This is a genomic window from Pleomorphomonas sp. PLEO, assembly GCF_041320595.1.
GTDB lineage: Bacteria > Pseudomonadota > Alphaproteobacteria > Rhizobiales > Pleomorphomonadaceae > Pleomorphomonas.
On record NZ_CP166625.1, the window covers coordinates 4,399,750 to 4,423,089 of the forward strand.

26 protein-coding genes and 2 tRNA genes are annotated in these 23,340 nt (G+C 62.4%); 13 read left to right on the forward strand and 15 right to left on the reverse strand.

Going from position 1 to position 23,340, the window contains the following annotated elements; genetic code table 11:
* The first annotated feature begins 140 nt into the window (after nt 1-140).
* The 4 genes from folP to AB6N07_RS20420 are packed head-to-tail and all read left to right on the forward strand — an operon-like array spanning nt 141 to nt 2,491.
* Entirely contained in the window at nt 141-959 is an 819-nt protein-coding gene (folP, locus tag AB6N07_RS20405; RefSeq protein WP_370674888.1) for a dihydropteroate synthase, read from the forward strand.
* Nucleotides 956-1,327 (forward strand): dihydroneopterin aldolase, encoded by a 372-nt coding sequence (gene folB / locus AB6N07_RS20410; protein WP_370674889.1) that lies wholly within the window; start codon nt 956-958, stop codon nt 1,325-1,327. The genes folP and folB overlap by 4 nt, the downstream gene beginning before the upstream one ends.
* A complete protein-coding gene (gene folK / locus AB6N07_RS20415) occupies nt 1,320-1,811 on the forward strand; it encodes a 2-amino-4-hydroxy-6-hydroxymethyldihydropteridine diphosphokinase (RefSeq protein WP_370674890.1) in 492 nt (163 codons plus the stop codon). The genes folB and folK overlap by 8 nt, the downstream gene beginning before the upstream one ends.
* A complete protein-coding gene (locus AB6N07_RS20420; RefSeq protein WP_370674891.1) occupies nt 1,808-2,491 on the forward strand; it encodes a (5-formylfuran-3-yl)methyl phosphate synthase in 684 nt (227 codons plus the stop codon). The genes folK and AB6N07_RS20420 overlap by 4 nt, the downstream gene beginning before the upstream one ends.
* A 6-nt stretch (nt 2,492-2,497) precedes the next feature.
* On the opposite strand, the gene AB6N07_RS20425 is transcribed toward AB6N07_RS20420, so the two are convergent.
* The 3 genes from AB6N07_RS20425 to AB6N07_RS20435 form a co-directional block, all read right to left on the reverse strand.
* Entirely contained in the window at nt 2,498-3,244 is a 747-nt protein-coding gene (locus AB6N07_RS20425; protein ID WP_370674892.1) for a metallophosphoesterase, read from the reverse strand.
* Between the two features lie 158 nt (nt 3,245-3,402).
* On the reverse strand, nt 3,403-6,162 hold the full coding sequence (locus AB6N07_RS20430; RefSeq protein WP_370674893.1) for a valine--tRNA ligase: 2,760 nt from the start codon (nt 6,160-6,162) through the stop codon (nt 3,403-3,405).
* Nucleotides 6,163-6,250: 88 nt separating this feature from the next.
* The gene (locus tag AB6N07_RS20435) at nt 6,251-6,547 is read right to left on the reverse strand and encodes a hypothetical protein (RefSeq protein WP_370674894.1); all 297 of its coding nucleotides are present in this window, start codon (nt 6,545-6,547) and stop codon (nt 6,251-6,253) included.
* A 37-nt stretch (nt 6,548-6,584) separates the two neighbouring features.
* Here AB6N07_RS20435 and AB6N07_RS20440 point away from each other — a divergent pair, with 37 nt between their 5' ends.
* A complete protein-coding gene (locus tag AB6N07_RS20440) occupies nt 6,585-7,481 on the forward strand; it encodes a LysR substrate-binding domain-containing protein (RefSeq protein ID WP_370674895.1) in 897 nt (298 codons plus the stop codon).
* 237 nt (nt 7,482-7,718) lie between these two features.
* Here the strand turns inward: AB6N07_RS20440 and AB6N07_RS20445 are convergent, their stop codons facing one another.
* From AB6N07_RS20445 to AB6N07_RS20455, 3 genes are read right to left on the reverse strand one after another with little or no spacing between them, the layout of a single operon-like run.
* On the reverse strand, nt 7,719-7,922 hold the full coding sequence (locus AB6N07_RS20445) for a hypothetical protein (RefSeq protein WP_370674896.1): 204 nt from the start codon (nt 7,920-7,922) through the stop codon (nt 7,719-7,721).
* A 6-nt stretch (nt 7,923-7,928) separates the two neighbouring features.
* Nucleotides 7,929-8,105, reverse strand: a complete 177-nt coding sequence (locus tag AB6N07_RS20450) for a hypothetical protein (protein WP_370674897.1) — start codon at nt 8,103-8,105, stop codon at nt 7,929-7,931.
* Nucleotides 8,106-8,324, reverse strand: a complete 219-nt coding sequence (locus AB6N07_RS20455; protein WP_370674898.1) for a hypothetical protein — start codon at nt 8,322-8,324, stop codon at nt 8,106-8,108.
* Nucleotides 8,325-8,391: 67 nt separating this feature from the next.
* Here AB6N07_RS20455 and AB6N07_RS20460 point away from each other — a divergent pair, with 67 nt between their 5' ends.
* The gene (locus AB6N07_RS20460) at nt 8,392-8,574 is read left to right on the forward strand and encodes a hypothetical protein (protein WP_370674899.1); all 183 of its coding nucleotides are present in this window, start codon (nt 8,392-8,394) and stop codon (nt 8,572-8,574) included.
* 10 nt (nt 8,575-8,584) lie between these two features.
* On the opposite strand, the gene AB6N07_RS20465 is transcribed toward AB6N07_RS20460, so the two are convergent.
* The 5 genes from AB6N07_RS20465 to AB6N07_RS20485 all read right to left on the reverse strand — a co-directional run bounded on the left by AB6N07_RS20465 (nt 8,585) and on the right by AB6N07_RS20485 (nt 12,513).
* Nucleotides 8,585-8,917: a YnfA family protein gene (locus AB6N07_RS20465; protein WP_370674900.1), complete on the reverse strand. Its 333-nt coding sequence runs from the start codon at nt 8,915-8,917 to the stop codon at nt 8,585-8,587.
* A gap of 5 nt (nt 8,918-8,922) precedes the next feature.
* Nucleotides 8,923-9,603 (reverse strand): PopZ family protein, encoded by a 681-nt coding sequence (locus AB6N07_RS20470; protein WP_370674901.1) that lies wholly within the window; start codon nt 9,601-9,603, stop codon nt 8,923-8,925.
* Nucleotides 9,604-9,863: 260 nt separating this feature from the next.
* Nucleotides 9,864-11,324: a TolC family outer membrane protein gene (locus tag AB6N07_RS20475; protein WP_370674902.1), complete on the reverse strand. Its 1,461-nt coding sequence runs from the start codon at nt 11,322-11,324 to the stop codon at nt 9,864-9,866.
* A 245-nt stretch (nt 11,325-11,569) separates the two neighbouring features.
* Nucleotides 11,570-12,226 (reverse strand): protein-L-isoaspartate O-methyltransferase, encoded by a 657-nt coding sequence (locus tag AB6N07_RS20480; RefSeq protein ID WP_370674903.1) that lies wholly within the window; start codon nt 12,224-12,226, stop codon nt 11,570-11,572.
* Nucleotides 12,227-12,439: 213 nt separating this feature from the next.
* Nucleotides 12,440-12,513: transfer RNA gene (locus AB6N07_RS20485), tRNA-Cys, on the reverse strand.
* A gap of 175 nt (nt 12,514-12,688) precedes the next feature.
* Here AB6N07_RS20485 and AB6N07_RS20490 point away from each other — a divergent pair.
* The gene (locus tag AB6N07_RS20490; protein ID WP_370674904.1) at nt 12,689-14,182 is read left to right on the forward strand and encodes a glycoside hydrolase family 1 protein; all 1,494 of its coding nucleotides are present in this window, start codon (nt 12,689-12,691) and stop codon (nt 14,180-14,182) included.
* 43 nt (nt 14,183-14,225) lie between these two features.
* On the opposite strand, the gene AB6N07_RS20495 is transcribed toward AB6N07_RS20490, so the two are convergent.
* Entirely contained in the window at nt 14,226-14,462 is a 237-nt protein-coding gene (locus AB6N07_RS20495; RefSeq protein ID WP_370674905.1) for a hypothetical protein, read from the reverse strand.
* A 446-nt stretch (nt 14,463-14,908) separates the two neighbouring features.
* On the reverse strand, nt 14,909-15,163 hold the full coding sequence (locus AB6N07_RS20500; RefSeq protein ID WP_370674906.1) for a PGPGW domain-containing protein: 255 nt from the start codon (nt 15,161-15,163) through the stop codon (nt 14,909-14,911).
* A gap of 261 nt (nt 15,164-15,424) precedes the next feature.
* Here AB6N07_RS20500 and AB6N07_RS20505 point away from each other — a divergent pair.
* Nucleotides 15,425-15,500, forward strand: a tRNA-Asn gene (locus tag AB6N07_RS20505).
* Nucleotides 15,501-15,574: 74 nt separating this feature from the next.
* Here the strand turns inward: AB6N07_RS20505 and AB6N07_RS20510 are convergent.
* A complete protein-coding gene (locus AB6N07_RS20510; RefSeq protein ID WP_370674907.1) occupies nt 15,575-16,735 on the reverse strand; it encodes an ROK family protein in 1,161 nt (386 codons plus the stop codon).
* Between the two features lie 297 nt (nt 16,736-17,032).
* Here AB6N07_RS20510 and AB6N07_RS20515 point away from each other — a divergent pair, with 297 nt between their 5' ends.
* The 5 genes from AB6N07_RS20515 (at nt 17,033) to AB6N07_RS20535 (ending at nt 22,686) form a co-directional block, all read left to right on the forward strand.
* The gene (locus AB6N07_RS20515) at nt 17,033-18,370 is read left to right on the forward strand and encodes a GH1 family beta-glucosidase (RefSeq protein WP_370674908.1); all 1,338 of its coding nucleotides are present in this window, start codon (nt 17,033-17,035) and stop codon (nt 18,368-18,370) included.
* A gap of 123 nt (nt 18,371-18,493) precedes the next feature.
* Nucleotides 18,494-19,720 (forward strand): ABC transporter substrate-binding protein, encoded by a 1,227-nt coding sequence (locus tag AB6N07_RS20520; protein ID WP_370674909.1) that lies wholly within the window; start codon nt 18,494-18,496, stop codon nt 19,718-19,720.
* Between the two features lie 76 nt (nt 19,721-19,796).
* Nucleotides 19,797-20,669, forward strand: a complete 873-nt coding sequence (locus AB6N07_RS20525; protein ID WP_370674910.1) for a carbohydrate ABC transporter permease — start codon at nt 19,797-19,799, stop codon at nt 20,667-20,669.
* 20 nt (nt 20,670-20,689) lie between these two features.
* Nucleotides 20,690-21,583 carry a carbohydrate ABC transporter permease gene (locus AB6N07_RS20530; RefSeq protein WP_370678287.1) on the forward strand — a complete coding sequence of 298 codons (894 nt, stop codon included), beginning with the start codon at nt 20,690-20,692 and terminating at the stop codon, nt 21,581-21,583.
* Nucleotides 21,584-21,588: 5 nt separating this feature from the next.
* Nucleotides 21,589-22,686, forward strand: a complete 1,098-nt coding sequence (locus AB6N07_RS20535; protein ID WP_370674911.1) for an ABC transporter ATP-binding protein — start codon at nt 21,589-21,591, stop codon at nt 22,684-22,686.
* A 6-nt stretch (nt 22,687-22,692) separates the two neighbouring features.
* Here the strand turns inward: AB6N07_RS20535 and AB6N07_RS20540 are convergent, their stop codons facing one another.
* A complete protein-coding gene (locus AB6N07_RS20540; protein WP_370674912.1) occupies nt 22,693-23,283 on the reverse strand; it encodes a TetR/AcrR family transcriptional regulator in 591 nt (196 codons plus the stop codon).
* Between the last annotated feature and the right edge of the window lie 57 nt (nt 23,284-23,340).

Below are 23,340 nucleotides of genomic sequence, written 5' to 3' on the forward strand. Positions count from 1 at the left end.
TCACACATCGATTCAAGTTGTCGAATCTTCAGAATTTGAATCAAGATGAAGTGCTTCAGGTGATGTTGGCGAACGGCCGCTTGCCAGCGGCTGGCGCGCAGTCTACCTCAGAAGCTCGACCCACAGACGCGAGCACGCCCATGGTCCTCTCCCTCCTGCCCGACCTCGGCAAGCGAACGCTGGTGATGGGCATCCTCAACGTAACGCCCGACAGCTTTTCCGACGGCGGGCGCTATAGCTCGACGGAGGCCGCGTTCGCCCACGCCCGCCGCATGAAGGAGGAGGGGGCCGACATTCTCGATATCGGCGGCGAGTCGACGCGACCGGGCGCCACCGAGGTGTCGCAGGAAGAAGAGATCGCTCGCGTGAAGCCGGTGATCGAGCGCCTGGCCGCCGGCGACTTTCCTCCTATATCCATCGACACCTACAAGGCTGCGACAGCGGAAGTAGCGCTCCGCGCTGGAGCAGCTATCGTCAACGACGTCTGGGGCCTCCAGCGCGAGCCCGACATTGCCTCCGTCGCCGCCGCCCACGGCGCGCTGGTGATCGTCATGCACAATCGGTTCGATATCGATCCGGCGCTCGACATCATCGAGGACATGAAAGCCTTCTTCGGGCGGTCGCTGGACATCGCCCGCAAGGCCGGCGTTCCGGACAATCATGTCATTCTCGATCCAGGTGTCGGCTTCGGGAAGACGCTCGAACAGAACATTCAGGCGGTGGCGCGCGTCGGCGAACTCAAGGCGCTCGGTTATCCGGTGCTGATGGGAACGTCGCGCAAACGGATGATCGGCGCGCTGATTGGCGCCGAGCGGCCGGTTGCCGAGCGGCTCTATGGCACCGTCGCCTCCAACGTCGCCGCCATTCTTGCCGGCGCCGATATCATCCGCGTCCACGATGTCGCCGCCCATCGCGACGCCGCCGCCGTAGCCGACGCCATCAGGAAAGAGATGCGATGAGCGACCATATTCGCGTCCACCGGCTCGCCGTCTTCGCCCGCCACGGCGTACTGACTGAAGAGGCGGCGATCGGCCAGCGCTTCTTCATCTCATTTGACGCGGTGGTCGATACGCGTGCCGCCGGGGAAAGCGACGACCTGACGAAGTCGGTGTCCTACGCCGACATGGCCGACGTTGCCGTCGGCATCGCCACCACGCGGCGCTTCAATCTGCTGGAAGCCCTGGCAGAGGCGATCGCCGGCAACATTCTGGCAAACTTCCCGCTCGTCGAGGCGATCACCGTCCGTGTCGACAAGCCGTCGGCACCGGTACAGCATGTGCTCGACAATGTGTCGGTGGAGATCACCCGGAGCCGCGCCAATGCCTAGGGCAGCGCTCAGCCTCGGCGGCAACATTGGCGACGTGCAAGCCACCATCGCAAACGCGCTGGACCTGCTGGAGACGGCGGGTGTGGATGTGGTCGCGCGTTCATCGAATTATCGCACCCGTCCCTGGGGCAAGACCGATCAGCCAGATTTCACCAACGTCTCGGCCGTAGTAGAAACCACCCTCCCCCCGCTGGAGCTGCTCACCATTTGCCTCGAGGTGGAGCGCCAGCTTGGCCGCGTCCGCCACGAGCGCTGGGGGCCGCGCGTCATCGACATCGACATCGCCGCCTATGAGGGCGTGCGCATGGATACCCCCGAGTTGACGCTCCCGCATCGCCACGCCCACGAGCGCGGCTTCGTCCTAATACCTCTTGCCGAGATCGCGCCGGACCTCTTGATTGGCGACAGGACGGTCGCCGAGCTGGCGGCCCGATTCGCGAACGATCCGATCGAAAAGCTCGGACGCGCCGGAGGCCTGCCATGACTGCTCTTCAGGTAACTGTCGCCACGACCGAGGAGGCGCAAGCGGCCATCGCTGCCGGCGTCACGATGATGTTCGCCGCCGGTAGTGTCGCGGGATTGCCGGCCCCTCTTTCGGTGGCCGAGCTGCGGGCTATCCTGGCCCTTGCCGGCGAACGGGCCGAGGTGGTCGCCGCGGCCGGGAATCTCACGCCCGAGGGGCTGGCCGATCTCGCCGCGACCGGCGTCGCCGCGCTGGTCTTGCCTGTGCCGGACGGTGACGCCGGGGCGGCGCTTCTGTCGCGGATCGGTCGGTCGATGGCAACCAGCGTCAAGCTGATTGCCGCCTTTCCTCCCGAGGCGGGGCCGGACTTCGATCTCATGCCCGTGGCAGCCATCGCAGGTTTTTCCGGCGTCTGGCTTTCAGCCCCCGAGACACCGGACGGGCTGACGAAAGCCGTCAAACTCGCCGACATTGCCCGCTTCATCGCCTCAGCGCGCCGATCGAAGCTGACCGTTGCCCTCACCGGCGGTCTGCGTGTCGTCGATGTCGGCACGCTGTTGCCGCTGCGACCCGACCATCTCGGATTCCGAGCTGCCGTATCGGAGAATGAAGATCCGGCCAAGCCGCTCGATCCGGCGCGCATCCGCGCCGTCGCCGCGGCCTTTGCCATCCACACCAGCCACGTTGAGCCAGAAGCGTAAGCCCTCTCAGGCGATCCAGCCGCTTTCGAGTGCCGAGGCCCACTCGGGCCGGCCGGCCTCGCGGGCGAGGCGGACGACATTGGCCGTGTCGTAAGGCACGGCGTAGTGCACCACGGCCCAACCGGCATAGCGCTGCTCGGCAACCGCGTAACGGGCCTCGGGCGCGCCCACCTGCATGATGTGCACTGGCGCGTCGTCGGTGTAGCCTTGCAGACCGACGCTGCCGGGGTTGACGACGACAGCCCCGGATTTCAGTCGAACGATTCGCGGCATGTGAGTGTGGCCGCACAAAAGCAAGCTCGATGGTCCGATGGTGCCCACGGGAGTGTTTGCCCGAGCTTCCACCAGATCGCGGTCGGCCAGCCGCATGCGGCCGCCCTCTACCGTCTCCAGCCAATACTCAAGGTCGGAGGCCGGCGTGCCGTGCCAGGCGATCACCGGACCAACCGATAGAGAGGCCGGGAGTCCCTTCAGCCAGGCGATATGAGCGCCGGAAAGCTGGTCATAGGCGTGACCATCCGACAGCCCCATCTCCGCCCGGGGCGTGCTCACCAGCGCACGATCGTGGTTGCCGGCAATACAGGCAATCGAAGAGGTCATCAGCATCTCAGCCGTGCGCCGGGCTTCGAGCGGTCCCGACAGATGGTCGCCAAGACAAATCGTGGCGTCCACTGAGCGGCTGTTGAGATCGTCGAGCACCGCCGCAAACGCATCGGCGTTACCATGAATGTCTGAGAGAATGGCAATACGCATGAAGGCTTCCTGAGAATCACTCGCAAGCCTTAGCGGATTCCGCCTGACTGTCCAACTGCCTGCAGTGACGGAAAGTTGGCCCCGTACAAGCGCGCAAAAATTGAAGGGGCCTCGCGGTTACCCGCGAGGCCCAAACTCTACCAGCAAAGAAGATATCCTTACGCCAGCCGGGCCAACGCTTCGCGGACCTTGACCAGCCGCTCGGCGTAGCCATCGCGCTTGGCCTTCTCCTCCTCGACCACCTCTTCCGGGGCCTTGGCAACGAAGGCGGCATTGCCGAGCTTCTTGTCGATGCGTTCGATCTCGTTCATCAGCTTACCCTCCTCCTTGCCGAGGCGGGCACGCTCGCTATCGAGGTCAACCACGCCGGACAGCGGTAGGGCGATGACGCCATCGGCGGTGACGATCTGAGCCGACTGGCCGGGCGCCACATCGGCGGTGGAGACCTCCGACACGCGAGCGAGACGCAGGATGGCCGGCGTATGGGTGGCGAGCCATCCCCTGACCTTTTCGGAAGCCCCGACCAAGACCAGCGGCAGCAGCGTCGCGGGCGCGACGTTCATCTCGGCGCGTACCGAGCGGATCTCGGTGATGACGTCGATCAGCCAGTTGATCTCGTCTGCCGCATCGGTCGTCTCACGGCTGCCTTCCGGCCAGGACGTCAGAACCAGCAGGTTGTCACGAGCCGGACCGGTGTCACCGGTCTTGGCCCACAGCTCCTCGGTGATGAACGGCATGAAAGGATGCAGCACCTTCAGGATCTCGTCGATCACCCAGGCGCAGGTGGAGCGCGTCTCGTCCTTGGCCGGACCATCGTCACCCGTCAGCACCGGCTTGGTGAACTCGAGGTACCAGTCGCAGAAGGAGTTCCAGACGAAGCGGTAGATGGCGCCGGCCGCGTCGTTGAAGCGGTAGGCGTCAAGCGCTTCGGTGACCTCGGCCTCAGTCTTGCGCGCTTCGGTGACGATCCAGCGGTTGAGCGTCTCGGTCACCTTGTCGGGATCGAAGCCAGCCACGCGAACGCAGCCGTTCATTTCCGTGAAGCGAACGGCGTTCCAGAGCTTGGTCGCGAAGTTGCGATAGCCACCGACACGGCTGGTGGCGAGCTTGATGTCGCGGCCTTGGGCGGCCATTGCCGCCAGCGTGAAGCGCAGGGCGTCGGCGCCGAACTCGTCGATCAAGTTGAGCGGATCGATGACGTTGCCCTTGGACTTCGACATCTTGGCGCCCTTCTCGTCGCGGACGAGGGCGTGGATGTAGACGTCCTTGAAGGGCTCGGTGCCCATGAAGTGCTTGCCCATCATCATCATCCGGGCGACCCAGAAGAAGATGATGTCGAAGCCGGTGATGAGCACGTTGGTCGGATAGTAGCGAGCAAGCTCGGGCGTCTGGTCCGGCCAGCCGAGCGTCGAGAAAGGCCACAGCGCCGACGAGAACCAGGTGTCGAGCACGTCTTCGTCGCGCTTCAGCTCGACCGGCTCGCCGTAGTGAGCCTTCGCCTCATCGGCAGCGGCCGCCTCGCTCTCGGCGACGAACACCTTGCCGTCCGGCCCGTACCAGGCCGGGATCTGGTGCCCCCACCAGAGCTGGCGCGAGATGCACCACGGCTGGATGTTCTCCATCCACTCGTAATAGGTCTTTTCCCAGTTCTTCGGCACGAAGCTGGTGCGCCCCTCCTTGACCGAGGCCAGTGCCGGCTCGGCCAGAACCTTGGCATTGACGTACCACTGATCGGTGAGGAAGGGTTCGATCGGCACGCCACCGCGATCGCCGTGCGGCACCTGATGGACATGCGGTTCGATCTTGTCGAGGAAACCGGCCGCCTCGATGGCGGCGACCACCAGCTTGCGGGCCTCGAAGCGATCCCGGCCATGCAGGTTGTCGACGGTCTGATCGAGCTCGGCCGTGGGCGTGACACCTTCAAAGAAGTCAGCGTTGCCCTTCAGCGTCACCGCGCCCTCGACATCGAGGATGCTGATCGGCTTGCAGCCATGCCGCTTGCCCACTTCAAAGTCGTTGAAGTCGTGCGCCGGGGTGATCTTCACCGCGCCGGTGCCCTTGGTGGGATCGGAATATTCGTCGGCGACGATCGGGATCAGGCGCCCGACCAGCGGCAGGCGAACGAACTTACCAACGATCGCGGCATAACGCTCGTCCGTCGGATGCACGGCAACGGCGGTATCGCCCAGCATGGTCTCCGGACGGGTGGTGGCGACGACGATATAGTCGCGCGTTTCGAACTCGGTCGGCTTGCCGGCCTCGTCGAAGGCGATCGGGTACTGATAGGTGACGCCATCGGCCAGCGGATAGCGGAAATGCCAGAGATTGCCTTTCAACTCCGTCTGCACGACCTCAAGGTCAGAGATGGCGGTGAGCAGCTTGGGATCCCAGTTGACGAGGCGCTTGTCCTTGTAGATCAGCCCTTCGCGATAAAGCTGCACGAACACCTTTAGCACGGCCTTGGAAAGCCCGGCGTCCATCGTGAAGCGTTCGCGTGACCAGTCGCAGGAGGCGCCAAGGCGCTTCAACTGACCGACGATGGTGCCACCCGACTCGGCCTTCCATTCCCAGACACGCTTGACGAAGTCCTCGCGACCGATCTGCCGACGATGGATCTGCTTTTCAGCCAGCTGCCGCTCCACCACCATCTGCGTGGCGATGCCGGCGTGGTCGAGACCAGGCTGCCAGAGCACGTCGAGACCGCGCATGCGCTGCAGACGCACGAGGATGTCCTGCAGCGTGTTGTTGAGCGCGTGGCCCATGTGCAGGGAGCCGGTGACGTTCGGCGGCGGAATGACGATGGTGAAGGTGTCCTTGCCCGGCTTTTTGCCGGCGCCGGCGGCGAACGCCTTCGCATCTTCCCAGGCCTTGGCGATGCGCGGCTCAACGTCCGCCGCTTCGAATGTCTTTTCCAGCATGATCCGACGTCTTTTTCCTGTCGTCTTGGGGTGAGCGACGGTTAGCCGCTACGCCCCCGAAAATCAACAAGAAGCGCCCTTCCCGCCGTCAAAACTGGTCCATTCCGCCTTGATGCTCGGCCGCACGCCGCATCGCGGCCTCGGTAGAGCGACCATCGAAAAATCCAATGTCACGCAGCATATGATCGTTGAGGTCCTCGACCCTTCCGTTTCGCCACCTGCAAAAGGAGGTGAAGCTTCCAACAAGTCCGGTGAAAACAGAAGGAAATCCGGCGCGCCAGCGGTCGCGCCGGACCATGGACTGATCCAGGCAGGTCATCGTCATATCCCTTGATCCGTTGATGCGATAAGGGTAATCTAGCTCCAGAAAGACGAGTGTTTCCAATCGAACCTTCGTCTCCATCCATAAAGAGAGCTTATGCATGAAGCTGGGCCGCCAGATACCGCTCAACGCGCTACGGGTGTTCGAGGCGGTGTCTCGCCTGATGAGCTTTACCCGCGCCGGCGAGGAACTCGGCATGACGCAGACGGCGGTGAGCTACCAAGTGAAACAGTTGGAGGGTGTGCTGGGAGAGCTGCTATTTCGCCGGCTGCCACGCCGGATCGAGCTGACCGAAGCCGGGGAGCGCTTGAAGCCCAAAGTGAGCGAGGCCTTTGCCTTGTTGGAGGAGGCCATGGCGGCTGCTCGGATGGCAGTCGAGGAGCAACTCGTCATCAACACCACACCGACGTTTGCCGCCCACTGGCTCGCCCGCCGCATCGGCAACTTCCAGCTCGGAGCGCCGCATATCGCCGTGCGGCTGGTCGCCGACAATACGCCGATGGATTTTGGCCGCGATCCCGGCGACGTCGCCATCCGGTTTGGCAAAGGCGACTGGCCGGGACTTGTCGCCCATCACGTCATGGACCTCGACTGCGCCCCGATGCTTAGCCCCTCTCTGCTAGACCGGGTCAAGCCGCTCGACAGTCCGCGTGACCTCCTCAAATGCAAGATCATCGATCCCGGCGACCCCTGGTGGCGGTTGTGGTTCCAGGCCGCAGGCGTGCACGACGCCGATCTTGAGGGACGACAACGCAACCTGTTCGGCTCGCAGACACTGGAAGCGAGCTCGGCCATCGCTGGTCACGGCGTCGCCATCCTGACGCCGGCATTCTACCGCGAGGAATTGACAAGTGGTCGGCTTGTCATGCCATTCGACATCGTCTGTAGAGATGGTTCCGCCTATTGGCTGGTTTATCCGGAAAACCGACGCAGCCAGCCAAAGATCCGAGCCTTCCGCGACTGGTTACTGAAGGACATTGAGGCGCACCCATTATAACGACAGGATTCGTTAATATAATGGGCTGCGCTGTTAACCATATTTTCCCGAGTTTTCCGCGCCTGGTTTTGCATAATGCCACGTCTAAAGCTGCAGAGGGAGTTTTCCCCGGAGGCAGCAGATGTCGTCCCTATCGGCCTTGAGCAGCAATATAAGCAGCCTCGCCTCCCTTTTTGGCTCGTCGAGCAGTAAGGGAACTTCGGCTACCACCGCCTTCTCGTCGCCGTCTTCCGAAGATCAGGGCAGTAGCTCGACGTCCAACACAGGCAGCAGCTCGACATCTAGCACTGTGTCGTCGGGCAGCGCCTTTTCGTCGCTTGCCAGCGAAATGCAGTCCTTACTGCTGTCGTTGCAGGAACAGACAGCCGGCGCCGATAGCGCCGCGATGTCTTCACCGCTTTCGGACTCCTCAACGGCAGCGGCGTCTTCCAGTTCGGCCACTACGACTTATAGTGCCGCTTCAGCGTCCAGCGATAGCTCAACCGAGGAATTCGACGCGACACAGATGCCGCCGCCGCCTCCCCCACCGTCGAATTCATCGGCAGCCTCGAGCACGGCGTCTGCTACGACCAGCGACACCGCTTCGACATCCAATGACGGCTCATCCGAAGAGACGGATGCCACTCAAATGCCACCGCCGCCGCCCCCGCCACAGGGAATGATGTCCAGTGCGCAGAGTTCGGCGGATGACGCCACCTCTTCTTCGAGCAGCGCCAGCACAACGTCCAGCACGGGTACGACATCGGCGACCGACTCAACCTCGTCGACAACCGACAGCGCCTCGTCCTCGGGTAGTACCTCCAGTGCTTCAGATAGCAGCGATAGTAAGAAAGTCGTCAGCACGACCTACCTCGACAACGCCGACGGCAGCACCACCATCACCACCAGTTATTCCGACGGCACGACAAGCGTGTCGACGACAGGTGGCCAAGGACAGTCGGCCTCCGGATCGGATTCCTCGCAGCAGAACACGCCCTATAACTTCGGTAGTGATAGTGGCAGTAATGCAAGACTGTCGCAAACGGTCAGCAATCTTTACGCCAGCGTCGCCAACAGCGCCACGATGGCCTCTTCGGCCGGCGTCGCCGCCTGAGGGCAACATGTCAGCCAGCCGCCGCGCGCGGTCCTAGAAGAATGATTGCCGCGCCAACCAAGCAGACCGCGCCTCCCACCAGGTCCCAGCGGTCTGGCGCCTGCCGCTCCGCCGTCCACAGCCAGGCAAGCGAAGCGGCGATATAAACGCCGCCATAGGCCGCAAAGACGCGCCCAGCAGCCGTGCTGTCGATGCGCGTCAGGATCAGCGCAAACAGGATCAGCGAGAGTATACCCGGCAGCGCCCATAGCGGAGATTTGCCGAGGCGCAGCCATGCCCAAAAGGCGAAACAGCCTGCTATTTCGAAGAAAGCCGCGATAAGTTGCAGGAGGACGGACCTCACGCCGCTCAACGCCCGCGCGATACGCGCTCGATCTCGGCGCGCACCAGCCGCTCCACGATCACCGGCAAATTCTCATCCAGCCAAGCATGCAGCATCGGCCGTAGCATCTCCTTGACGAGATCGTCGAGCGTCCGTCCGTTGGCAGCAAGCACGGTGTGGCTCAGTTGGCCGAAAGCGGACTGGACAGTCGCACTGGCGGCAGCGGAGACCAACGGCTCTTCAACGTCCAGCTCAGGCGCCGGACGAGCACGCGGCACTTCCATCTTTGGGGGCTCGGGCCGGCGTGGCGGCTCTGGCTCGGCGAAGGCGACCTCGGCCTCGTCGTCTTTCAACCCTTCCACAAGGTCCAACGGCTCATCCTCGTCGACAGTGCCGACATCCGCGAGATCGAGCACTTCCGGCTCATCCCCATCGTCGGCATCATCGACATCCATCTCCGGTTCGTTATCGTCGTCGCCCGACTGGGCGAACAGTTTATCGAGATCATCCTCGGAAATATGCTCTTCCTCGACCGCCGGCTTAGCCATTGGCTCGACCTCCGGTTTGGGAGCAGCCGCCTTGGCCGGAGTGGCTTTAGGCGCCGCCGGCGCCGCCTCCTTGCCTTCGGGTTCGTCGGCAATGATCCGCCGGATGGAAGCCAGGATCTCTTCCATTGAAGGTTCGGCGGACGCAGCTGCCTTGGCCATTGGTCTCTACTCCGAGTGGGTCACCCCACTACATTCTACACTATCGATCGCGGCCCTGCTTCCGCACAAACACCCGGAGGCGAATCGACTCCCAACCAGTCCGTCGGCGGCGGGCCGGAACGCCGATAACCGTGGCGATCGGCAGGCCGGACGCATCGACAAGCCTGATTCGACATCCGAAGTATAGATTAGTTAACGCTGCAGAAAACGGTTTGCGGCGGGAATCCGGCGGTTATCCCCGGCGCCCCTGCCAAAGAAGATCAGCGGCCGTCCGGCGTGCGCAACCCAATCCACTTGTCGCGAACCTGCTCGTAGTGGTGCTCGGGCTGGTAGGCGACCACTTTGAGGTTCAGGCGCTCACGATCCAGGCGCCCCATTGCCGCGGCGACGCTGTAGCTGGCCACCACCAGTTGGGCCCGCGCACTCACCTGTGACAGCCGCGCATCGATCAAAGTGCTCTGAGCGTTGAGGACGTCGAGCGTCGTCCGCTGACCGACTTTCTGCTCCTCGACGACGCCTTCGAGCGCCAAATTACTTGCATCAACAGATGCTTGAGCCGCCACGATCTGCGCCTTGGACGATTCGAGCGTGCTCCAGGCCTGGATGAGCGAAGCATCCACCGACATGCGAGCTACATCGACCTGTAGCTTGGCTTGGCCCAGCTCTTCCTTGGCCTTACGGACGGAGGCGTACTCGGCGCCGCCCTGGTAAATTGGAATAGACAGGACGGCGGCGACCGACGCATCAAGGGTGCGCCCTTTGTCAGGCGTGTTGGTATCAGTGGTCGTATTCGCGGCGAGCGTGTTACCGACCGCCCCCTGCAAAGAGAGGGTGGGCAGCAATGTGCCTTCTTCGATCTGAACATTGAATGCGGCTGTATCGGCGTTATAAATCGCCGCTCGGATGGCCGGATGCTCGGTTCGCGAGGCATCGACGGCCACCGACAGCTTATTCGGCAGCAACTTGGTGAAAGGCCCGGGGTCCTTTAGATTTTTCGGCGCATGGCCGACCACCTTGACGTAGTTGGCCTGAGCGGTGATCAAGTCGGCTTGAGCCACACTGACGGCCGACGTGGCCGCCGCCATTGCCGCTTCGGCCTGCGATACGTCTGTACGGGTGCCCTCACCCACCGAAAAGCGGTCGTTGGCAGCGCGAACCTGCTCCTGCAGGAAGGCGACGTTAGACTTCCGCAAGTCCAGCGCCTGACCATACATAATGACCTGCATATAGGCCGACGCCGTATCCAGCAGCGTCGACTGCTCCTTGGAGCGAAGCTGCTCGCGCGAAGCCTTTACCGCTGCCTCGGCCTGGTTGACGCCGTTTTCGATGCGCCCACCGGCGTAGAGCGGCTGGATAATCGTTATCTGGCTCTTTACCGCCGCGGAATCGGTATAGACGCTCGCCCAGTCCGTATAGGAGCGATACCTGTAGCGGGTGTCGCTGGCGCTCAGCGACGCCGAGATTTGGCCGGTGATCGTCGGTCTGCCTTGCGCGAGCGCCAGAGGCACGTTTTCGTCGGCGGCACGCGTTCCCGCTCGTTGCGCGTTGAGTTCGGGGTTGTTGGCGTAGGCGGCTGCCATCGCATCCTGCAATGATTCCGCCGAGGCGACACCTGACATCACAACGAGGAGGCCGAAGGCGGCCGACAGATACAGGGAAGGACGGAACGCCACGGCACACCTCATGTTCATCGCCACTCGTGCGATATAGCCAACGATCAAGGCTTCGTCTTATCACGCCTTCGCGAGAAAGCCGTGAGATCGCCACATTTCCTAAGAAAATGTTAATCGTACGGCGACGGACTATAGCCGATGAGCGGGCGAACGGAAGCTCGGCCGGCGGCGTGGCGGCGAATTCAGTCAAATCGATGCACAGAAATCACATCACCACGCCAGTCCATTCGCGTGGCTTTACGCTCGCGAATGGAAGGGGATAGTGACGTAAAATGCCCCGTTAAAGGGCGAAACTAGAAGGCGAAAGCCGCAACCGCTTCGAATCCGGGAAGAACCGGAATCGAGGCATTGAACAACACGCGGCCAGACACACCAGCGTCGCCGCGCGTGTAGAGCTTGGCTCTGGGCGCGCTTTCCCCTTCTTCGACGAGAAGAAGCCGCCCACCCTTGGCGAGTTGACCGGCAATGACGTCCGGGAATGTGGCAACGGCACCGTTGAAGAGGATGACATCAAAGGGCGCGGCGTTCGCAGCACCCTTGACGAGTGGCGCTTCGACGACAGCTACGTTGGCAAGGCCCGCGAGCCGGAGGCGAGCAATGACTGCCAGATCCGGATCCTGCTCCAGCGCCACCACCGATCCGGCGAGACGCGCCAGCACGGCGGCGCCGTAACCGGAGCCCGTACCGACTTCCAGCACCTTGTCGGTCGACTTGACTCCTGCGTATTGCAGCAAGCGGGCAAGCACCATCGGCTGGATCAACACCCGCGCCGCACGACCGTTGCCGAGCGGCAGGTCCCGATCGAGATAGGCAAGCGATTTCTGATCCTCCGGCGCGAAGTTCTCTCGCGCCACCTCGCCCATCGCGTCGATGATACGAAGATCGGTCACGTCGTTCGGCCTCACCTGGCCGTCGACCATCTTTGTGCGCAACGCCGGAAAATCGACCATGGATCGCAAGTCCCCTGCCGGAATACTCTTCCGGCTCTTCCAATAGCCGCCCCCCTCATCCGAAACAAGAGCTTCTACGCAGCTTTGCGGAGTGGCCGACCAAGGATCAAGGCGAGAGGGCGAAACAGGCCCGCCGTGACAAACGGCAAACACTGCGTTCACGGCGAGTTAGGGTCCATGAACGACCGACACTAGCTATATTTTTGGAGAATATGGAGGCCACGGAGGGAATCGAACCCCCGTACACGGATTTGCAATCCGCTGCGTAACCACTCCGCCACGTGGCCCCATGGGGAAGGCTTCATAAGCGAGCGCGGCGGCATAGACAAGGGGCAAGGCGCGAAAATACATCCCGTCAAAGTCCTTTGCCGCCATGATCAGGGTGACATCCACCACAACCAGGGATAAGCTATTTTACTGACTGTTGAGGCTAGTTATCCGACCCGACAGAAAGGATGGGCCATGAACCATGTCGCCTCCCCGTTTCCTTCCACTGTCACACCGGCGGACGAGATCCCCGGTACGGTGCCGGAAGCCGAGATCCGCAAGGCGCGCTTTCCCGACGGCTTCATATGGGGTGCGGCGACCGCCGCCTATCAAGTGGAAGGCGCCTGGGACGAGGATGGCAAAGGCGAATCGATCTGGGACCGATTCGCCCACACACCCGGCAAGATACGCGGCGGTGTGACCGGTGACATCGCCTGCGACCAGTACCACCGCTACGAAGAAGACGTGGCATTGATGAGGAAACTCAACCTCAAGAGCTACCGCTTCTCCATCTCCTGGCCGCGAATCCAACCCAATGGCACCGGCGCCCCCAATATGAAAGGGCTCGACTACTATAGTCGGCTGGTTGACGCTCTGCTCGCCGCCGGTATCCGGCCATGGTGCACGCTGTATCACTGGGACCTGCCACAGGGACTTGAGGATCGCGGCGGCTGGCCGAACCGCGATCTTGCTGGCTATTTCGCAGATTACGCCGGCCTCCTGGCAAAGCATCTTGGCGACCGCATTACCACCTGGGCGCCGTTCAACATGCCATGGGCCATCGCGTACATGGGATATGCCGCAGGCGCCCTGCCTCCCTGCCGCACCAGCCTAAGTGATTTTCTGAAAGCGGCGCATACGCTGGGCCTAGCGCAAGGCGAGGCGCACCGCGCCGTCAAGGCGGCGTCATCAAAGGCAACCTTCGGCAGCGCTTATGAGATGGCGCCGGCCTATCCGAAGACCGACAGCCAAGCCGACCGAGCCGCGGCGGCGCGTTATCACGCCATGAACAACGTGTTCTTTCTAGAAGCGGCGATGAAGGGGCACTATCCCAAGGCTTTCGTCGGCGAGGCGCCGCTGGAGCTGATGGACTTCCGACCGGGCGACGAGACCATTCTCAAGGCACCGCTTGATTGGATCGGCTTTCACTACTACACGCGCCGCGTCGTCGCGGACGCAAGCCATGAACAGCATTTTGGGGGCGGCAGCTTCAGCGGCACCGAAATCGAGTCGGGCGGGCCGGGTGGCCGCGATCCTTACACTCGGTTCAATGCCGAAATGCCCAAGGAAGGGCCGCTCACCGAGGCGGGTCTTGAGCTATGGCCGCGTGGCATCTACGACCTCGTAAGCCAGATTTCTCGGGAATACGACGGCTTGCCCATCGAAATCACAGAGAGCGGATGCAGCTATCTCGACGCGCCCTACGAGGAAGATAATGGCAGGGTGCCCGACTTCAGGCGGATCGAGTGGTATCGACAGGTTCTGTCCGAGCTCGCCCGGGCGATCGCCGACGGCGCGAACGTAAGAGCATTCCATGCCTGGACGTTGCTGGATAATTTTCAATGGGGCGAGGGCCATACCGAGCGTTACGGTCTGATCCATACTGATTTCCGCAACCAGAAGCGCACCATCAAGGATTCCGGGCTGTGGTTCAGCCGGGTAGCCGCCACCAATCGGCTCGACTGGTAGCGGCCGTTTTGTGTGTGGAGTTGTTGCATGGGGCGGCCATCATTCAGACGGCAACCGCCAAACTGGTTGAGGAGCCATTTTGGCCGAACCGCTGTGCCACAGCACCCTGACCGGCGAGGTGACGCGCCGCCGCCCGCTTGGCCTCGTCAACCGAGCTGTAGAGCTCGCCGTCGAGATCCCAGACGTCATACTTGACGGCAACGAAACGCACCTGATCCCCGGCGGGAGCGGCAACCGCGACGGCCTTTCCGGCCACTTCAATAACACTTGGCTTGGACATAATATTGCTCTCCTGGTCTTGCGCCGTGTGCGAGACCATCATCCTGTCGATTACGTTTTTCGTGTGAAGTGTCAGATGCTTAGCAAAGACACATTCGCCATTGGCGTTTCGAGCCAAGATGATTGGGATGGATCGTCGAACGGCATACATTCGTTCGCGCGATCCGCGTGTGCGAAATGTCTGTCATTTTGACCTCCTTTCCCAATTACGAGAGAGCGCTTCTCTCTGGGGCAAACCGATAATCATCAACCGCGACCGAAATATGACGCCGTCCGTTTCGGCTCAGTGTCGTATCTCGTCAACATCGCGATCGCATCGCGCTTGTCCTGCATCTAACTTGCCATAGGTGGAGTCCCCACTCCAGGAACGAAATATCAAAGTCAGGCACATTCGCGTGAATGGATTCCGGCAAATCGCTCGCGGGGGGCCAACGCTTATTCGTTCGTCTAAGTGGAGCCGCCGTCGCGCCCTCTCCAGCGATTGTAGCGGCGGAGCACCCAGACTTCTGCACGCCGCCTGAACCGGCGAGCTAGAGGCGAATCCACCGAGAGAATGGCAAGACCGACCGGAATCATCCAGAAGCCGACGACCGGCATGAAACCGACAAGTCCCATGGCAATGAAGGCGAACCCCATGACGACGCGAAGAGGCCGGCTTCTCGGTAGTCGCACCGTCCGTCCCCAAAGCTTCATTTTCGGCATGGATCGCCTTTCAAAACCGTCGCAGTTCCGGCGGAAAACAGGTCCCGGACAAATAGGAAATCACCGATCCCTTTTCAAAGACCGCTGGTGGGAGGTGCGGAAAAACACTGGCCTGGTGAAGGAAAAAGCCTTTCCAGCCCATACTGTTAGCAATCAGATATCCACCTTCTCCGGCCTTTTCGCGCCGCCGTCGCATTTTCCTTGCCGAGGGGGCTTTGCAAACCGGGACAGCTTTGTTATACGCACCGCCACCGAAGCTGTTCCGCGATAGCTCAGTTGGTAGAGCAGGTGACTGTTAATCACCGGGTCGTAGGTTCGAGTCCTACTCGCGGAGCCATCGGTTTCCCAAGGAAATCAGGCGTCTAGCACTTAGATGTGCGTCTACGGTGTTGTGCTGCGGTAACGCCGCATTCACATCGGGATTGAGAAGAAGCTGTCGATGGCGAGCGCCGCCGCGCCGCGTGCCCAGGCGTCGTCGTTCCAGAACTCGACGAACACCTCGGTGCCGCGCTGGAAGTTCTTTTCCTTCAGCGTGGCAACCAGCGGATCGAGCAACGCCGGGCCGAACAGCACGCCTTCGCCGCCGATCACCATGGTCTCCGGATCAAACAAGCTGGCGAAGGTGGCCGCCGCCGCGCCGAGCCGCCGGCCGGCGGTGTCGAGGATCTCCCGCGCCACTGCGTCGCCCTTCGCCGCGAGCGCCGCCAGAGCGGCCGGATCGATGGTGCGATCGGATGGCCGAACGATGCCGTAAGCGTTCAGGATGGCCGGCAGCGATGTTACCGCCTCGAGACAGCCGAGCCTGCCGCATTCGCAGCGCGGGCCACCCTCAATCACAGTGAGATGACCGATCTCGCCGGCGCCACCGTACCGGCCGCGCAGTAGCTGGCCATCGACGATCATTGCCGCGCCGATGCCGCGACCGAAGGAAAACACAGCCAATGATGACGCCTTTCGCCCGGCACCGAACAGATGTTCGGCGAGTGCGAAGGCGTTGACGTCGTTGTCGACCCAGACAGGCGCGCCAGCCAGATCGGTAATCAGCGCCGCGATCGGCACATCCTTCCAACCGAACCGGTCGCAACGCAGGCAGATCCCCCGCTCGGCGTCATGCTGACCGGGCATGGCAAGGCCGATACCAATCAGCCGCTTCTTGTCCTCTCCCGAGCGTTCGAGGAGATGGGCGAGCGCGTCGGCAATTGCCTTTGCCACCGCCTCCGGGGAGCGCGCATCGACATCGGCGGTAAGGGTATCGATGACGTTGGTGCCGAGATCGGTCAGCGTCGCGCGAAAGCTATATTCCATCAGCTTGACGCCAAGCGACACATGGCCGGCATAGTTGAGATCGAGCCGCGTCATCCGGCGCCGGCCGCCATCGGCCACAGCGTCGCGCTCGGTGATCACCTGCTGTTCCAAAAGCTCGGACGACACGTAGGAGATCGCCGCCGGGCTGAGCCCCGTCGCAGCGGCGATATCCGAGCGGGCCGTCGGGCCGTGCCGACGCAGATGATTGAGCAGCAGCAATCGGTTGAGAGTGCGCGAAGTGCTCTGGTTTCCCTTCAGCGAGGGCATGAGGCTGCTTTCGTTGGTCAGGAGCCGGAGGCCCTGTTGGCTTCACTTATAGAAATGAAAAAGGGGCCGATTTCAACTCTGCGGTCGCTTTCGTGTTTGCTCCGCACCTCTTCCGAAGTGCCTATCAGTCAGCGAAAATCCGGCGGAAATCTGCAAAAATCGCCTTGCAGCTCCTGTCGATTGCCGGCCCGCCTCGCCGAAGTGATAAATTCGGGCGGCGAAATTACGCGACTTGACTCGTACTACATTTCATTTAATTAATTGAAATAAGATAGATCATCAACAGCGGTCGCCAAAATGCCTCGCTCTACTCGCGCCCAGTTTCCCGACGATTTCCGGTGGGGCGTTTCCACCTCCGCTCTGCAGATTGAGGGTGGAACGGATGCCGACGGTCGCCGTCCCTCGGTTTGGGACACGTTTGCTGCCGAGCCGGGCCGCATTCGGGGTGGCGATACGCCAGCCTTGGCTTGCGATCACTATCATCGTTGGAAAGAAGACCTCGATTTGGTGAAGGCGCTCTGCGTCGGCGCCTATCGCTTTTCCGTGTCGTGGCCGCGCATCCTGCCAACGGGAACCGGCGCGGTGAACGAGGCGGGCCTCGCCTTCTACGACCGTCTGGTCGATGGGCTGCTCGAACGCGGCATCGAGCCCTGGTTGACCCTTTATCATTGGGATCTGCCGCAACCGCTCGAAGATGCCGGTGGCTGGCCGCACCGGGACACCGCCCTCGCCTTCGCTAATTTCGCCGACGTGGTTTCCCGCCGGCTTGGCGATCGCGTCAAGCGCTGGATCACCCACAACGAGCCCTGGTGCAGCACCATCAAGGGCTATTACGAGGGCGAGTTCGCACCGGGCAAGCGAGACCTCGCGGCGGCGATGCAGGCGACCCACCACGTTCTGCTATCGCATGGCCTAGCGCTGCCGGTGCTCAGGGCCAACGTCACCGACGCCCGATGCGGCATCGCGCTCAGCCTGCACCCCATCCACACGGCGTCCGACTCCGAGGCGGACCGGTTGGCAGCCATCCGCCATGATGGTCTCAGGAACCGTTGGTTCCTCGATCCCCTGCACGGCCGCGGCTATCCGCAGGACGTTCTGCGCGAGCTCGGCGCCGCCGCCCCGACGATCGTCGACGGCGACCTTGCCATCATCGCCGGGCGGACCGATTTCCTCGGTATCAACTATTATTTCCGCGAGATCATCGCCGACGATCCCCAGGGGGGCCCGATGCGGTCGCGCGTGGTGGAACCAGAGGCCACCGACGTCACGGGCTTTGGTTGGGAGGTCTATCCCGAAGGCCTGACCGAACTGCTTTCCCGCGTCAAACGTGACTATCAGCCAGTCCCCATCGCCATCACCGAGAACGGCGCGACCTATCCCGACGTGGTCGGAGCGGACGGCAAGATTCATGACGAGAAGCGTGCCGTCTACATCCATCGCCATATCGACGCGTTGCGCGCGGCGGTGGACAGCGGCGTCGACCTCACCGGCTATTTCGTCTGGAGCCTTCTCGACAATTTCGAATGGGCGGAAGGCTATTCCAAACGGTTCGGCTTGGTGCACGTCGATTTCGCGACTCAGAAGCGGACCATGAAAGACAGCGGCCGCTGGCTCGCCAACTTTCTGAAGGGGTGATCCGGAGGACCGGAAGCGAGGGTGTTTTCCGTCCCGTCGGCCCGCATCTCAGCGGCCGAAGCGGATGAGGATGTTGGAGGGGCCCGAAGGGAGAGTATCGGGCCACGACGAAGGAGGAGAGAGATGTTCACGAAACTTGGAGTGCTGGGCTCGGCCATGGCCTTTGCCCTGACGACAACCACGCCGGTGTTCGCCGGCACCGCCGAGGTCATTCATTGGTGGACCAGCGGTGGCGAGGCAGCGGCCTTGAAGATCCTGGTCGAAGCCTATGAAAAGACGGGCAACACCTGGAAGGATAACCCGGTGGCCGGCGGCGAGGCGGCGCGCATGGTGGCGCGCACCCGCATCCTCGGCGGCGATCCGCCGACCTCCATGCAGTGGCAGGTTGGCGCACCTTTGATGGCGCTGGCCGAGGAAGGCCAACTCAACGACATCGACGCGGTGGCACAGGACTGGGACAAGCTATTACCCAAGGTGATTGCCGACAATGCCAAGTATAAAGGCAAATACGTCAGCGCGCCGATGGATATCCATGGCCACAACTGGCTGTGGGGCAACCAGGCCGTTCTCGACGACGTCGGCATCCCCATGCCGAAGACCTGGGACGAGCTGATCGCCTCGGCCGACAAGATCCGCGCCAAGGGCTATATCCCGCTGGCGCTCGGCGGCCAGTCCTGGCAGGAGATCTTCGTTTTCGAGAGCATCCTGATCGACGTCGGCGGCCGTGATTTCCTGACCAAGGTCACCTACAACCTCGATGACACCGCGCTGCGCAGTCCGGAAATGCTCAAGGCCTTCGAAACCTTCGCCAAGGTGCGCGATCTCGTCGACCCCGGCAGTCCAAGCCGCGACTGGAACATCACCGGTGGCCTGCTGATCAATGGCAAAGCGGCCTACATGATCATGGGCGACTGGCTGAAGGGCGAGTTCGTGGCGGCGAACAAAGCCCCCGGCAAAGACATCGCCTGCGAAGTGTTCCCGGCTGGCGGCAAGACACTGGTCTTCGGCACCGACGCCTTCGCCATGACCGCCGTCAAGGACCCGGCGACCCGCGAAGCCCAACTCGCGCTCGCCAAGACGATCATGGACCCGGTGGTGCAGAAGGAATTCAGCCTGCGCAAGGGCTCGATCCCGCCACGCCTCGACATAGACAAGACCGGTTTCGACCCCTGCGCCCAGATCGCCATGGGGGAAGCGGCCGAGGGTCACCTGTTCCTTGTGCCCGATAACGTCGCAGACGCCACAAGCATCGGCGCGCTGGTCGACCAGATGACTACCTTCCTGCACAGCAAGATGACACCGCAGGAAGGCATGACCGCCATGGCCGACGCCGTGGCAGCGACCCGCTGATTGGGGTTTTGACAAGTTGGGCCGGCGGCGGGAAACCGCCGGTCCATCTCCAATACGCCAAGCGAGGGCTCCGATCATGCGCAGATTTCTCCAGCGGCACGTGTCGCAAGTCGCCCTGTCGCCCTCGCTGGCGCTGATCGCGATCTTTCTCTACGGCTTCATCGCCTATACGGCGGCCGTTTCCACGACCAATAGCAAGGCCTTCCCGCGCTTCGACAGCTTCGTCGGACTGGAGCAATACTGGCGGCTGTTTCACACGCCGCGCTGGCACGTCGCCTTCACCAACATGTTCCTGTTCGGTGGGCTGTTCCTGCTCGTCACCATTTCGCTCGGGCTCGTCATTGCCATCCTGATCGACCAGCGCATCCGCGCGGAAAGCTTCTTCCGCTCGATCGTCATGTATCCGATGGCCATGTCCTTCGTGGTGACCGGCATCATCTGGCAATGGCTGCTCAACCCCACCCTCGGTATCGAGGTGATGGTGCACCAACTGGGCTTCACCAGCTTTCGCCTCGACTGGCTGACCAATCCCGACACCGTCATCTGGGCTCTGGTGGTGGCCGCCTTCTGGCAAGGCTGTGGCCTCGTCATGGCGCTGTTTCTCGCCGGCCTGCGTGGCATCGACGAGGACATATGGAAGGCAGCGGCGGTCGACGGGATTCCCGCCTGGCGGGTCTACGTTTACATCGTCATCCCGATGCTGGCGCCGGTGTTCCTCACCGTCGTCGTGCTTTTGGCTCTGTCGATCGTCCGCTCGTTCGACTTGGTGGTGGCGCTGACCAATGGCGGCCCAGGCGTGTCGTCCGACCTGCCGTCGGTGTTCATGTTCGACATGGCCTTCCGCCGCACCAATCTCGGCCTGTCGGCCGCCTCGGCGGTGGTGATGCTCGGCACCGTGCTGGCGATCCTGATCCCCTATCTCTACGTCGAAACGAGGGAGCGCGGCTGATGCCAGCCTCGACTGAAACAATGCCCCGGGCCGCGCGGTCCGGCTGGCTGACGCCCCGGCGGCGCAAGGCCATCCTGAGCCGGGGAGTGCTCTACCTGCTGCTGGCTATTATCGCCCTCTTTTTCGCCGGCCCGCTCTACATTCTGCTCAGCACGTCGTTCAAGACGATGCCGGAGATACAGTCGGGCGGATTGATGGCTCTGCCGCACGAACCAACGGTCCAACCCTGGGTCACCGCCTGGGGCGAGGCCTGTATCGGCATCACCTGCGGTGGCCTCAAGGGCTATTTCGGCAACTCGATGGTAATGACCATCCCCGCCGTGCTGATCTCGGTGATGATCGGCGCCATCAACGGCTATGCGCTCGCCAAGTGGCCGTTTCCTGGCGCTCGCTTCGTATTCGCCGCGCTGGTCGCCGGCAACTTCGTGCCCTTCCAGGTGGTGCTGGCGCCGGTGGCGGTGACGCTCCGCACGCTTGGCCTGTTCGGCTCGGTGGAGGGGCTGATCCTGATCCACGTGATCTACGGCATACCCATCACCACCATGCTGTTCCGCAACTTTTTCCTGTCGGTACCCAACGACCTGATCAAGGCGGCGCGTATCGATGGTGCCGGCTTCTTCTGGATCTTCTTCCGCATCGTGCTGCCGTTGTCGCCATCGGTGATCGTCGTGGCGCTGATCCTGCAGTTCACCGGCATCTGGAACGACTTCCTGTTCGCCGTCTCCTTCTCCAACCCGTCGAGCGCGCCGATGACGGTCGCCCTCAACAACCTGGTCAACTCCAATTTCGGGGTGAAGGAATACAACGTCCACATGGCAGCGACGGTGATCGCCGCCGCCCCCACCCTCATCCTCTACATCCTGCTGGGCCGCTACTTCCTGCGCGGCATGACCGCCGGGGCCGTCAAGGGTTGACCGTCATGATCGACATCCGCATTTCCAACTGCAACAAAAGCTACGGCTCGCTGAGGGTGCTGAAGGATATCAATCTCGAGATCGAACGCGGCGAGTTCATCGTGCTGCTGGGACCATCGGGTTGCGGCAAATCGACGCTGTTGCACATAGTCGCCGGCCTCGACCGGCTGAGCTCGGGGGAGATTGAAATCGGCGGCCGCGACGTTACCGACGTCGAGCCCAAGGATCGCGACATCGCCATGGTGTTCCAGTCCTACGCCCTCTATCCGACCATGAGCGTGCGCAGCAACATGGAGTTCGGTCTCAGGATGCGCGGCAAGCCGATGTCCGAGATCCGACCGCTGGTCGAGGAAAAGGCGCGCATGCTGCATATCGATCACCTGCTCGACAGGCGACCGAGCCAGTTGTCGGGCGGTCAGCGGCAACGCGTCGCCATTGGCCGGGCGCTGGTGCGCGATCCCAAGGTCTTCCTGTTCGACGAGCCGCTCAGCAACCTCGACGCCAAGCTGCGCGCCAGCATGCGCACCGAGATCAAGAAGCTGCATCTGACGCTGGGGACAACAGCGATCTACGTCACCCACGACCAGTTGGAGGCGATGACGCTGGCCACCCGCATGGTGGTGATGAAGGCCGGCGAGATCCAGCAGGTCGGCAAGCCGGAAGAGGTCTACCACCGGCCAGTCAACCTGTTCGTCGCCGACTTCCTCGGCAATCCCGGCATGAACTTCATGAAGGGAAACCTTCGGCTCGATGGTGGCCGCGTCTTGGCCGATATCGGCGCTATTACGCTGCCGCTCGACGGCTACGCCTTCGAGGCGGCTCCGACCGAGGGGCAAGCGGTGGTCATCGGCCTCCGCCCCGAATCCATCCAGCCGGTGTCCGTTCAGGCCTCGGGTGGCAGAGCGCCCTTTCCCATAACGTTGAAGCCAATTTTGACCGAGCACACCGGCTCGGACAACCTCGTCGTGCTGGTGATGGGGGAACAGGAGATCGTCGCCAAGTTCCCCTCCGACATGCTGCCGAACCTCGGGGAGCCAGTTACCGTCGGCTTTGATCTTAGCCGCTTGTCAGTATTCGATGCCGAAAGCGAGCGGCGTGTCTAAAGCCGATCAGCGCGGCCGGTTTGCCTGCAGGCCCGATATCATGATGTCGATGATGGCATGGGCCGCAGCTTCCTCGTTCACGCGACCACCACTGAAATGAACCATGCCGGCGAGCGCCCGAAGCAAATCGAGAGGTTCGGCGACGTTGCCGATTTCGCCGGCTGCAATGGCATTGCCTACCAGGAGGTCGATCGTCTGCTTGGTCGCTGCGCCGGAAGCGGCGGTAAGTGACGACTTGCCGTCGGCAAGCGAGTCCAAGAGCTCCATCATGCCGTGCTTGACGGACATGTAGGTGAAGAAGAGGCGCATCCACTCCCTGAGCGCATCGACCGGCGGTCGTGTTGCGGCAAGCTCGGAGGCTGCCCGCACCAACTGGTCGCTCTCGTTGCGATAGACCGCCTCGATCAGCGCGTCACGTGTCGGGAAATGGCGATAGAGGGTGCCGATGCCGACCGCCGCCGCACGGGCCACCTCCTCGAGGCTGGCAGCCCCTCCCCTCTCCGCGAACACCGACTTGGCGGCATCGATCAGTCGGGCGCGATTGCGGGCGGCATCGGCGCGGGGCTTTCGGGGCGGCTTTTCAGCATTCTCAATCACGTCCGCGTGAGCCTCTTGATAAACGGAGGTATCCTCCGTATTTAAAAACGGAGATAC

Coding starts and splice junctions, on each gene's coding strand:
- AB6N07_RS20470 (WP_370674901.1), bottom strand. CDS start 9,603: ATGGCCAAGGCAGCTGCGTCCGCCGAACCTTCAATGGAAGAGATCCTG.
- folB (WP_370674889.1), top strand. CDS start 956: ATGAGCGACCATATTCGCGTCCACCGGCTCGCCGTCTTCGCCCGCCAC.
- AB6N07_RS20500 (WP_370674906.1), bottom strand. CDS start 15,163: ATGCCGAAAATGAAGCTTTGGGGACGGACGGTGCGACTACCGAGAAGC.
- AB6N07_RS20425 (WP_370674892.1), bottom strand. CDS start 3,244: ATGCGTATTGCCATTCTCTCAGACATTCATGGTAACGCCGATGCGTTT.
- AB6N07_RS20480 (WP_370674903.1), bottom strand. CDS start 12,226: ATGGTCGATTTTCCGGCGTTGCGCACAAAGATGGTCGACGGCCAGGTG.
- folK (WP_370674890.1), top strand. CDS start 1,320: ATGCCTAGGGCAGCGCTCAGCCTCGGCGGCAACATTGGCGACGTGCAA.
- folP (WP_370674888.1), top strand. CDS start 141: ATGGTCCTCTCCCTCCTGCCCGACCTCGGCAAGCGAACGCTGGTGATG.
- AB6N07_RS20520 (WP_370674909.1), top strand. CDS start 18,494: ATGTTCACGAAACTTGGAGTGCTGGGCTCGGCCATGGCCTTTGCCCTG.
- AB6N07_RS20535 (WP_370674911.1), top strand. CDS start 21,589: ATGATCGACATCCGCATTTCCAACTGCAACAAAAGCTACGGCTCGCTG.
- AB6N07_RS20530 (WP_370678287.1), top strand. CDS start 20,690: ATGCCCCGGGCCGCGCGGTCCGGCTGGCTGACGCCCCGGCGGCGCAAG.
- AB6N07_RS20440 (WP_370674895.1), top strand. CDS start 6,585: ATGAAGCTGGGCCGCCAGATACCGCTCAACGCGCTACGGGTGTTCGAG.
- AB6N07_RS20515 (WP_370674908.1), top strand. CDS start 17,033: ATGCCTCGCTCTACTCGCGCCCAGTTTCCCGACGATTTCCGGTGGGGC.
- AB6N07_RS20510 (WP_370674907.1), bottom strand. CDS start 16,735: ATGCCCTCGCTGAAGGGAAACCAGAGCACTTCGCGCACTCTCAACCGA.
- AB6N07_RS20430 (WP_370674893.1), bottom strand. CDS start 6,162: ATGCTGGAAAAGACATTCGAAGCGGCGGACGTTGAGCCGCGCATCGCC.
- AB6N07_RS20525 (WP_370674910.1), top strand. CDS start 19,797: ATGCGCAGATTTCTCCAGCGGCACGTGTCGCAAGTCGCCCTGTCGCCC.
- AB6N07_RS20420 (WP_370674891.1), top strand. CDS start 1,808: ATGACTGCTCTTCAGGTAACTGTCGCCACGACCGAGGAGGCGCAAGCG.
- AB6N07_RS20495 (WP_370674905.1), bottom strand. CDS start 14,462: ATGTCCAAGCCAAGTGTTATTGAAGTGGCCGGAAAGGCCGTCGCGGTT.
- AB6N07_RS20490 (WP_370674904.1), top strand. CDS start 12,689: ATGAACCATGTCGCCTCCCCGTTTCCTTCCACTGTCACACCGGCGGAC.